At 37.0% G+C, this 8,981-nt stretch carries 11 protein-coding genes; 8 read left to right on the top strand and 3 right to left on the bottom strand.

Going from position 1 to position 8,981, the window contains the following annotated elements; genetic code table 11:
- Positions 1-838 precede the first annotated feature (838 nt).
- Positions 839-1,258: a winged helix-turn-helix transcriptional regulator gene (locus tag ACFSKL_RS03165; protein WP_376883460.1), complete on the bottom strand. Its 420-nt coding sequence runs from the start codon at positions 1,256-1,258 to the stop codon at positions 839-841.
- 95 nt (positions 1,259-1,353) lie between these two features.
- Between ACFSKL_RS03165 and ACFSKL_RS03170 the strand changes: the two genes are divergently transcribed.
- From ACFSKL_RS03170 to ACFSKL_RS03185, 4 genes are all read left to right on the top strand, one after another.
- Positions 1,354-1,851, top strand: coding sequence for a PaaI family thioesterase (locus ACFSKL_RS03170; RefSeq protein ID WP_376883461.1), 498 nt, complete (start codon positions 1,354-1,356; stop codon positions 1,849-1,851).
- Positions 1,848-2,063, top strand: coding sequence for a DUF2798 domain-containing protein (locus ACFSKL_RS03175; protein WP_376883462.1), 216 nt, complete (start codon positions 1,848-1,850; stop codon positions 2,061-2,063). Before ACFSKL_RS03170 ends, ACFSKL_RS03175 begins: the two co-directional genes overlap by 4 nt.
- Positions 2,064-2,134: 71 nt before the next feature.
- A complete protein-coding gene (locus ACFSKL_RS03180; protein WP_376883463.1) occupies positions 2,135-3,058 on the top strand; it encodes an alpha/beta fold hydrolase in 924 nt (307 codons plus the stop codon).
- Positions 3,059-3,068: 10 nt separating this feature from the next.
- Positions 3,069-3,842 carry an SDR family NAD(P)-dependent oxidoreductase gene (locus ACFSKL_RS03185; RefSeq protein WP_376883464.1) on the top strand — a complete coding sequence of 258 codons (774 nt, stop codon included), beginning with the start codon at positions 3,069-3,071 and terminating at the stop codon, positions 3,840-3,842.
- A 362-nt stretch (positions 3,843-4,204) separates the two neighbouring features.
- On the opposite strand, the gene ACFSKL_RS03190 is transcribed toward ACFSKL_RS03185, so the two are convergent.
- Positions 4,205-4,615 carry a winged helix-turn-helix transcriptional regulator gene (locus ACFSKL_RS03190; RefSeq protein WP_376883465.1) on the bottom strand — a complete coding sequence of 137 codons (411 nt, stop codon included), beginning with the start codon at positions 4,613-4,615 and terminating at the stop codon, positions 4,205-4,207.
- Positions 4,616-4,713: 98 nt separating this feature from the next.
- On the opposite strand from ACFSKL_RS03190, the gene ACFSKL_RS03195 reads away from it, so the two are divergent.
- Complete coding sequence (locus ACFSKL_RS03195; protein WP_376883466.1) at positions 4,714-5,715, top strand: NADP-dependent oxidoreductase; 1,002 nt, start codon at positions 4,714-4,716, stop codon at positions 5,713-5,715.
- A 286-nt stretch (positions 5,716-6,001) separates the two neighbouring features.
- Here ACFSKL_RS03195 and ACFSKL_RS03200 read toward each other — a convergent pair whose 3' ends face one another.
- Positions 6,002-6,631 carry an MSMEG_1061 family FMN-dependent PPOX-type flavoprotein gene (locus ACFSKL_RS03200; protein WP_376883467.1) on the bottom strand — a complete coding sequence of 210 codons (630 nt, stop codon included), beginning with the start codon at positions 6,629-6,631 and terminating at the stop codon, positions 6,002-6,004.
- A 447-nt stretch (positions 6,632-7,078) separates the two neighbouring features.
- Here ACFSKL_RS03200 and ACFSKL_RS03205 point away from each other — a divergent pair, with 447 nt between their 5' ends.
- The 3 genes from ACFSKL_RS03205 to ACFSKL_RS03215 all read left to right on the top strand — a co-directional run.
- A complete protein-coding gene (locus ACFSKL_RS03205) occupies positions 7,079-7,555 on the top strand; it encodes a hypothetical protein (protein WP_376883468.1) in 477 nt (158 codons plus the stop codon).
- Positions 7,546-7,821 (top strand): hypothetical protein, encoded by a 276-nt coding sequence (locus ACFSKL_RS03210; protein ID WP_376883469.1) that lies wholly within the window; start codon positions 7,546-7,548, stop codon positions 7,819-7,821. The genes ACFSKL_RS03205 and ACFSKL_RS03210 overlap by 10 nt, the downstream gene beginning before the upstream one ends.
- Before the next feature lie 786 nt (positions 7,822-8,607).
- On the top strand, positions 8,608-8,981 hold a 374-nt coding region (locus ACFSKL_RS03215), incomplete at its 3' end, for a carboxylesterase family protein (protein WP_376883470.1).

Below are 8,981 nucleotides of genomic sequence, written 5' to 3' on the forward strand. Positions count from 1 at the left end.
AATCAGTCGAGGTATTATCAAGCAAAGTGGTGTTGCCTATATGGATGAGTTGAAATTATTTGAAGCTGCTTGGATGAGTGTGAAAATTGCTTAAAATCAGAAAAGCCAACTTTGTGACTTTTTTATCAAACATCATATGTTCTCTCATACAGTTTCAAAATGGGTTATAAATTTTTTGGATTAACAGACTTGGACCGGATACCTCTGTACTATGACCAAACTGTTTTTACAATTGGGCTTCAAATTCAAAGCAAAAACCATTTAAGAGGCTTTTAAAAATAAGCGGTGTTTGCAAACAACTTTCTGTTCCTCTCTTTTATACTATAAACCATCTGAAGTGACTGTATCATAAGAGTTCCTTAAGGAGTGGGAGTGAAGCTCACATCTTGTTTTGTACGGGATACGGTTCTCCCGTATGACGGGACGGGTTGTGTGAGGTTTGGGACTGGGATTTCCCTTTTCTCTCGATTATACGCATCACCGGACTGTCCCCATGAAACACATCTGTTCATGTCTATCTATTCAATGTTATTTTTATTTCTGAAATATCGCTCGTGTTGGAAATTGCCACATTTAACCGGTTGGGGTTGTCGGTTGGAAAGTATGCTGTCATTTGGTATCTGGGCAATAGATCCATAGCTTTTGGCAAGGATACTTTCGTCTCTATCATTTTTCAGCCCGATGGCCTCCGCAATTTCTTTCAGGTATTGGAATATTTGGTAAGCCCCATCTTCGCTTAGTGCGGTTTTAGTGATGTGCCGGAATGTAGGGTAAGAATATCCTACTCCTAATCAAGCCTGCCTTTGCCAGCAGGCAGGCTCGACTAGGTGCTGCTTTTCTATTTGTCAAGGTACTTCTTTAGTTCTTTTGTCTGTGATTTAATAAATGTTTGTTTGTCGCTTTTTAACTCTTTGAAATAAGATTTGAGTTCTGTCGGGATAGTAAAATACTTGTCTGCCCATAAGTAAATTTCAGAAAGGATAGGTAATAAGTCTATCCCTTTTTGTGTCAGTCGGTATAAGGTTTTCGCTCTGCTTTCAGGGTGGTCTGATTTAAAAATCAAGCCACTTTCTTCCAGCATTTGCAATCGGGTAGCCAAAATGTTAGTTGCGATTTTTTCTTTGGATTTTAAAAAGTCGCCATAAGTACACTGCTTTGAAAACATAAGGTCTCTAATAATAAGAAGCGACCACTTGTCTCCCCAAATGTCCAATGAGCTGCTAATGGGACAATCCGATCTTTTTTTTATCTCTTTCATAAAATAATTTCCAATATCACTTGCAATTTGAAAGTTGTTTGTATATTTGCACTTGCAATTTGCAAGCAAAGTTACAGATAGAATTTATAGATACAATGAAAACCAATAGAAAAAGAACATATGAATGGATGAACCCCTTGGAAACAGCAGACAAGGCAAAAACAATGTCAGGATTTGATTTTCTTAACAGTATTTCAAAAGGTGAAACGCCCCTTCCACCTATAGCAGAAACATTGGAGTTTCACCCATTGAGTGTGGAAATAGGGAGAGTTGTATTTGAATTTGAAGCAAAAGAATACCACTACAACCCGATAGGTAGTGTTCACGGTGGTGTGATTTCTACAGTGTTGGATACTGTTATGGGGTGTACCGTGCATTCGATGTTGCCACAGGGAGTAATATACACCACATTGGAGCTTAAGATAAATTTCATAAAAGCTGTTACAATTAAGAACGGAAAAATGAAAGCCGAAGCCCGTATTATTCATTTGGGGAAAAATACAGCACTTGTAGAAGCAGATTTAAGAGATGAACAAGGACATGTATATGCACACGGTGTATCAACTTGTATGATTATTAATTTGAACAAATGAAAAAGAAACTTGCATCTGTTTTACTGATCGGGATTTTTACTACTGGAATTATCTCGTTGGCATTAATGATTGTAAACACAAACTACACGGGAATGCAATTGGTAAATGTATGGCTTAAATCATGGGGAATAGCTTACATACTGGTCATTCCGTGCATACTAATCATTTCACCACTAGTGGACAAAGTAATAAACAAACTAATAAAGGAATGAAGCTGAAGGCTTCCAGAAAAATCAGTCAGTATGAAATCTGAAAAGATTCAATTCAAAAAAAACAAAGTAAAATGAACAGTATAAAGTTAATCCTGCTTTGCTCACTTATTGGAGTTAGCACTGCCTTTTCACAAACAAACATGAATAATCAAACCGAACCAGTCATGACATTTCAAAATGTAAAAACGCAATCAGTCAATGTTGAAGGCACAGAGTTTTTTTATCGTATACTGGGTGAAAATAAGCCTGGCTTGCCTATAATTTTCCTCAACCACTTATCTGCTACACTGGACGAATGTGACCCAAGAATTATAGATGGTTTGGCAGCCGAACATCAAATAATCTGTTTTGACAATCGTGGCATGGGGGCAACAAAAGGAACAACACCACTAACTATTGCTGAAATGACGGACGATACAATCGCTTTTATTAAAGCACTGGGGTATGATAAAGTTGACCTTTTTGGATTCTCATTAGGCGGATTCATTGTACAGGAAATTTTACTTCAAGAACCGCAACTTGTGCGTAGGGCGATTCTTGCAGGAACAGGTCCGGCCGGTGGTGAGGGCATCAGCAAATTACCATCCGTCACTTACAAGGATATCTTTAAGGGATATTTAACTTTTAGAGATTCTAAACATTATCTCTTCTTCAATAAAAATGAAAATGGTCACAAGGCGGCAAAAGATTATTTAAGTCGTCTGAAAGAGCGGAAAGAAGACAGGGTAGAAAAGATGAGGATCAAAAGTTTGAATAATCAACTCAAAGCAATTCGTGCTTATGGCTTACAATCGCCACAAGATCTGTCGGTGATAAAACACCCTGTATTGATTGTGAATGGTGAGCATGACAAAATGGTGCCAAGCAGTAATTCAACAGCTTTGAAAAACAGGATTCCTAATTCAGAAATCATTCTTTATAAAGATGCGGGGCATGGTAGCATATTCCAGTATCACGAAGATTTTGTGAAAAGGGCATTGGAATTTCTTGGGTAATCATAAAACAATGAAAAAACACATATTAATCACCGGAGCCTCCTCAGGGATCGGCTATGAAATGGCCCAACAGCTTGCGTCCTTAAAATACAACCTTATCCTCGCTGCCCGCAGCGGGGATAAACTGGAAGTGATGCAGCGTGAATTGACTTCAAAATATGGAGTTTCCGTGCATTACATCGCCAAGGATCTGAGCATTGTCGATCAGGCAGTGGAGCTGTTTAATGAAATCAAGTCGGCAGACTACCAAGTATCACACTTGGTAAATAATGCAGGTGCTGGCAACTATGGTGATTTTATTGAAACACCACTGGAAGAAGAACTGAGTATGATTCAACTAAACATTTCCAGTTTGGTGGTATTGACCAAGCTTTTTGCACAAGATATGGTCAGCCGTAAATCTGGCCGAATTATGAATGTAGGCTCTGTGCTTTCATTTTTACCATTCCCTTATTTTTCTGTTTATTCTGCCACCAAAGCATTTGTAAAGGCATTTAGCGAAACTCTTGATGCCGAATTGGAAGGAACCGGCGTTAACATCATCTCGCTATATCCAGGCACGGTGGATACTGGTTTTGCTACAAAAGAAATGCAATCTACCAATCTTCACAAAACCAAGCCGATGCATCCCAAGGAAGTGGCAGTACAAGGTGTAAAGCATTTACTGGAAGGAAATGGGAAAAAAGTTGTAGGCTTTCAAAACTGGTTTAATTCTAAACTCCCAAATTTTGTACCTGATGGTATTATGATGAAGATTAAGAAGGGGTTGGCCAGTCAAAAATAAATAGGGTCTGCTGAAAAAGTCAGATTTGCGTAAGATAGGAGTTGGGGAAGTAAAGCTGTATAAATATATCAGTGAACTGAAGGCAAGGAAGTAGTCCCGATGTCGAAGCGTATCGGGATGAAGTTGGCTAACAAAACCAAGTCAATATACTGCAAGGTTTTTGCGTTCATTTGCTGAAAAAACCTGCACAAGATCATTGACTATGTAAACTAACCCATACATTACCAATTTGGTTTTGTGTTTTTAAGCAGACCCTAAATAGTAATAAAGATAAACACAACTTGTCCCGTAATCGGGAAAGTCTTATTTACCGCTGAACCGTCAATTTCTTGTAAGTACTGTTAACAGCGGCTTTTTTCTCGTCATTTTGATTTCAGTGCTTTCGTTATCTGTTTTACAAATTTGTCTTTGTCCTTCTTGGCTTCTTTGATTGTTGCTTTTAGGTCAGTTGGCATTTCGTAATATTTCTCAGACCAAATGTAAACTTCCATAACGATAGGCAATAAGTCAATTCCTTTTGGTGTCAGTCTGTACAAATTTTTTGCTTTACTGTCGGGGTGTGCAGTTTTTTTGATTATGCCATTTTCTTCAAGCCCTTTGAGTCTGGTTGCTAAAATATTAGTGGCAATACCTTCTTCCGATTTTAAAAAGTCGTTGTAGGTACACTTATTTGCGAATAATAAGTCTCTGATAATGAGTAATGACCACTTGTCGCCAAATACGTCAAGTGAGCAACTCAATGGGCAGTCTGATCTTTTTTTATTTGTTTTCATAAAATAAATTAGAAAAACAACTTGCATTATGAAAGTTGTTTGTATATTTGTACTTGCAATTTGCAAGCAAAATTACAAATAAAAAAACGAAATAAGAAATGAAAGCATTTACAATAAACAGGTACAGCAAAGAGGATAAACTTCAATTGGCTGAAGTTGCCGAACCGGTTGTGAAGGAAAATGAGGTGTTGGTTCAAATCCATTCAGCAAGTATCAATCCGTTAGATGTCAAACTGAAAAGTGGTGAATTTAAGATGTTACTTCCATATAAATTTCCGTTGATTTTAGGACACGATGTCGCAGGAATTATCACAAAAGTGGGTTCAAAAGTTAGTCGTTTCAAAGTTGGCGATGAAATCTTTGCCCGTCCTGCCGATTTCAAAATCGGTGCGTTTGCGGAATACATTTCTATCAATGAAAACGATGTAGCCCTGAAACCAAAAAACATTTCAATGGAACAGGCGGCTTCCATTCCGTTGGTTGCTTTAACGGTTTGGCAAGCTTTCGTTGAAAAAGCAAAACTCAAAAAGGATCAAAAAGTATTTATACAGGCAGGTTCAGGTGGTGTCGGAACGATTGCTATTCAGTTGGCAAAACATTTGGGTGCGACTGTCGCCACAACGGCAAGTGCCAGTAATTTTGATTTGGTGAAAAGTCTTGGTGCCGATATTGTGATTGATTACAAAACACAAGATTTTGAAACGATATTAAAAGATTACGATTTGGTGCTTAACAATCAGGACGAAAAAACGCTTGAGAAATCCATGAAAATATTGAAGTCAGGCGGAAAAGTCGTTTCTATTTCAAGTCCTCCCGATCCTGCTTTCGCAAAAGAAGTGGGGTTGTCGTGGTTTATGAAAACAGCGATTTTCTTTCTGAGTAGGAAAGTAAGAAGTCAGGCAACAAAACTCGGTGTTGATTATTCGTTTCTTTATATGCAACCCAACGGAAGGCAGTTGTCTGAAATCGGAAAGCTTATTGAAACAGATGTCATTCGTCCTGTAGTTGATAAAGTGTTTTCGTTTGAACAAATGAACGAAGCAATGTCGTATGTTTCAAGTGGTCGTGCCAAAGGAAAAGTTGTCGTTAAAGTCAAGTAGTTTGGCTGTCAATATAGGGGGGTGGTAAAGTAGCAGCTAACGTGCCACGTGTATATGTGGGTGGTGGATTTGATGAACTTACCTTCAGTTAAACACAAAGTTTAATACGAGCAAAAACCCTGGGTTTCACTTCTATTCCGCCTATTTTATATACATTGTTGTATGTGGTGTTCCGTAGGCTTATGGCCTGCGGCCATCCACCGGATTACTGGCTGCTTTTTATTCAGAATATTTTTTGAAAATAGTTGTCGCAATGTGTCCGCCAAACCCAAATGTTGTGTGTAGTTTAGTACAAATTTGTTTTTTCATCATCTTTTATCATATCATCCAATTCTTTGTAAGTGATATCAAGTTTCCCATGGTCTACCAAGGTTTTTGCCAATGATGGAACGGGACGTTCTTGTATGTCGTCAACGTTTATCCATAAGTTAGATCTGATAATACATTTTGCACAGTGCATAAATGCTTCTTTTACATTCACAATTATGGCAAATGAAGGTCGTTTACCTTGACAAGATAATAGCTCTAATACCTTTTCATCAGTTACTACTTTAGCCTCTCCGTTTACTCTTAAAGTTTCTTTAATCCCCGGAATCAAAAAAATCAATCCTAAGTGTGGATTTTGAATAATATTTCTTAGAGTATCCGCTTTACGATTTCCTGGTCGATCTGGGATCGCTAGCGTTTTATCATTCAATATTTTTACGAATCCTACTGGGTCCCCTTTTGGGGAAACATCAAAGTTACCATTTAGATCTGAGGTTGCTATAGTAATAAATGGCGATTTTTCAATAAAATTTCTACAGTGTTCGTCAATATAATTGATTGTTTTCCTAGTAACTATTTCGCTAGGATATCCCATAATTTCACGAAGTTCTTCCTCGGTGGTAATAGTTTTTTCAAATATCCATTCCATAGTTTTACTTGTTTTATTACACAATCGGATAAAGCAAGGAATTGCACCCTCACCTTCTCAAAGAACTACGCATGAGACACTCCTCTTCATGTTTATAAATCACTTCGGTTCTAATATACCTAAGGTTGAACTAATTTCCTATTTTAAGTTAAAAAACCAATAATCTATCATCCAGCCCCTTCTTGATCCACTTACAGGATCTAAGAAATCAATGGTTGGACCATTATTGCTGAAAAAATTCAATATGATTAAAGTAATTGCCTTTCAAAAAAATGGTTTTTTTGATTATTTCGATATAAAACTGAGTAATAATGTAATTATTTGAAATAATGTGTTTTATATTTTTGGATAGCTATTGTATATTGAGAAATATATAAGAAATTGTATTTTGTTGGTGTATATGCGGTTTGATGTTGTTGATTGTCTTGTTAGTTAATAAGTTGGAAATTGAAAATTACAATGATAAAAGGTACAGTCTTAAAATTGATCTTGTCATACTGTATATTGTTTATCTTTGGGTGTGTTAATGAAAATGGACCGGAAGAATGTGTTTTACATGAAATAGAATCTGATTCATTTTGGGTTTATGACAATGAATGCCTCAAAAATGCTGAATTGGGCTTGAATGATGAGGGTTTTCGGAAAATCACAAGCAATGAACAATATCTCATTTTCAGGGATTGCTTACCAGATAATCCTGAGATTGATTTTGATTCCTACTATTTAATGGTCGCCAAAGTACTACCAGGGAATTATTTTCCCTATGTCCAAGAAATAAGACTTTTAGAAGACTGTGATGGATTACCCAAAATAGAAATTGAAGTTGTTGAAACTCCATTTTTAGAGGTTAATGTGTCAAAGTATAGTTTTGTGATATTGTCAATTGAGATTCCTGAACCTAAAATAGAAACTATATGGTTTTAAGAATATACCTAATTTTAATCTGTTTTTGTCAATTCCAAATTCTTTTAGCTCAAGATATGAGTTGTTATTATCTTAAAGATAAGAAATCTATTTTGACAAAACAGTCTGGGCAATATTTTGTCAAATTACCACCAAATACAAGTAAATCTGATTTACATCAATTTGAAATCAACCAAGAAGATATTCTTTTTTTCCAAAACAGAAATTCCTTTGGGGCTTTGGAGATAAAAAGTGATGATATTGATTTTTCTTTAACACTTAGTTAATCTGGAGAAACGCTAGTCTTTACAAGATTAGATTAACCAAAAACCCGGCAAGTCCGGGCTTTTTTATTTTACATCATCAAGTACTCCCGCAAGAACATCTTTTAATTTTTGTAAAATGGTTTACTTCTCGTTTAGGGCTTCCAGTAAGACTACTTTTTCCATTATAGACTTATCATAAGAGTTTATCTCTTTGAGTTCATCAGTAGAAGCAAACAAATCAGAAAGCAAAACCCCAAGAGTTTATTCTTTTTATGTTCTCGCCTATCTTCATATGTGTAAATGGACTTTTATTATAGCATAATTAGTGAAAATGACTCTTTGATACAAATATGATAAACCTTGACTTGTATAATAATACTTGGTTTTGCTCCATTGTATTTAATGACAAAAATATTTTCTATAGAGATATAAGAAATCAAGCAGCGGCTCATCCTATCAATGCTCCTGCAGCATTACGGGCTGAAAGCCGACAAGCAGAACAGAAATGAGAATATGCTGAGTCAGTCCTTTCGAACCTGTCTCACTTTTAGGGAGGCAAAGGGAGAAATCTCATACTGAATTTCACACCCCAACTTCAATTTTAACTTTCCAGTTTCAAATAGGGACGAGACCTCTCCTGCCGTCGAGGTGACGTAACCGCAGAAAGCATACTTTGTCTTGTTCTCAAATCTCATATCTAACATCTCACATCTTTTTTTATAACTTAAATATGGTTTTTGGAAAGAAAGCTGTTACTTAGTTGTCATACCTATCTTATACTTTCCAGTTCCAATAAATCATGCAGGTTTGAACGAAACAGATAAATCAATCTTTGATACCCCGGCAGGGAAAATAGCAGGTTGGATTGAAGGCAATGTTGTCCGTGCAACAGGTATCCATTATGCAATTGCAGAAAGATTCCACAAGCCCCAGCCAATGGCACCAGCCACTCAGACAATCTTGGCTGACAAATGGGCAAGGGCATGTCCACAACTTAAAGTCCCTTTTTTGGAAAAGGTGCTTGGGGGGACACCTCTCTCAAGGCTGGAGACCGATGAACATTGCCAACAGCTATCTATCACCCTTCCAAAAGGCACCACAGCCAAAGATGGACTTCCGGTCATGGTTTGGATTCATGGAGGATCCTATACCTCAGGGGCAGGGGATGCAGATGTGTTTGA

Origin of the sequence: Belliella marina (genome assembly GCF_042682445.1) — a bacterium.
GTDB lineage: Bacteria > Bacteroidota > Bacteroidia > Cytophagales > Cyclobacteriaceae > Belliella > Belliella marina.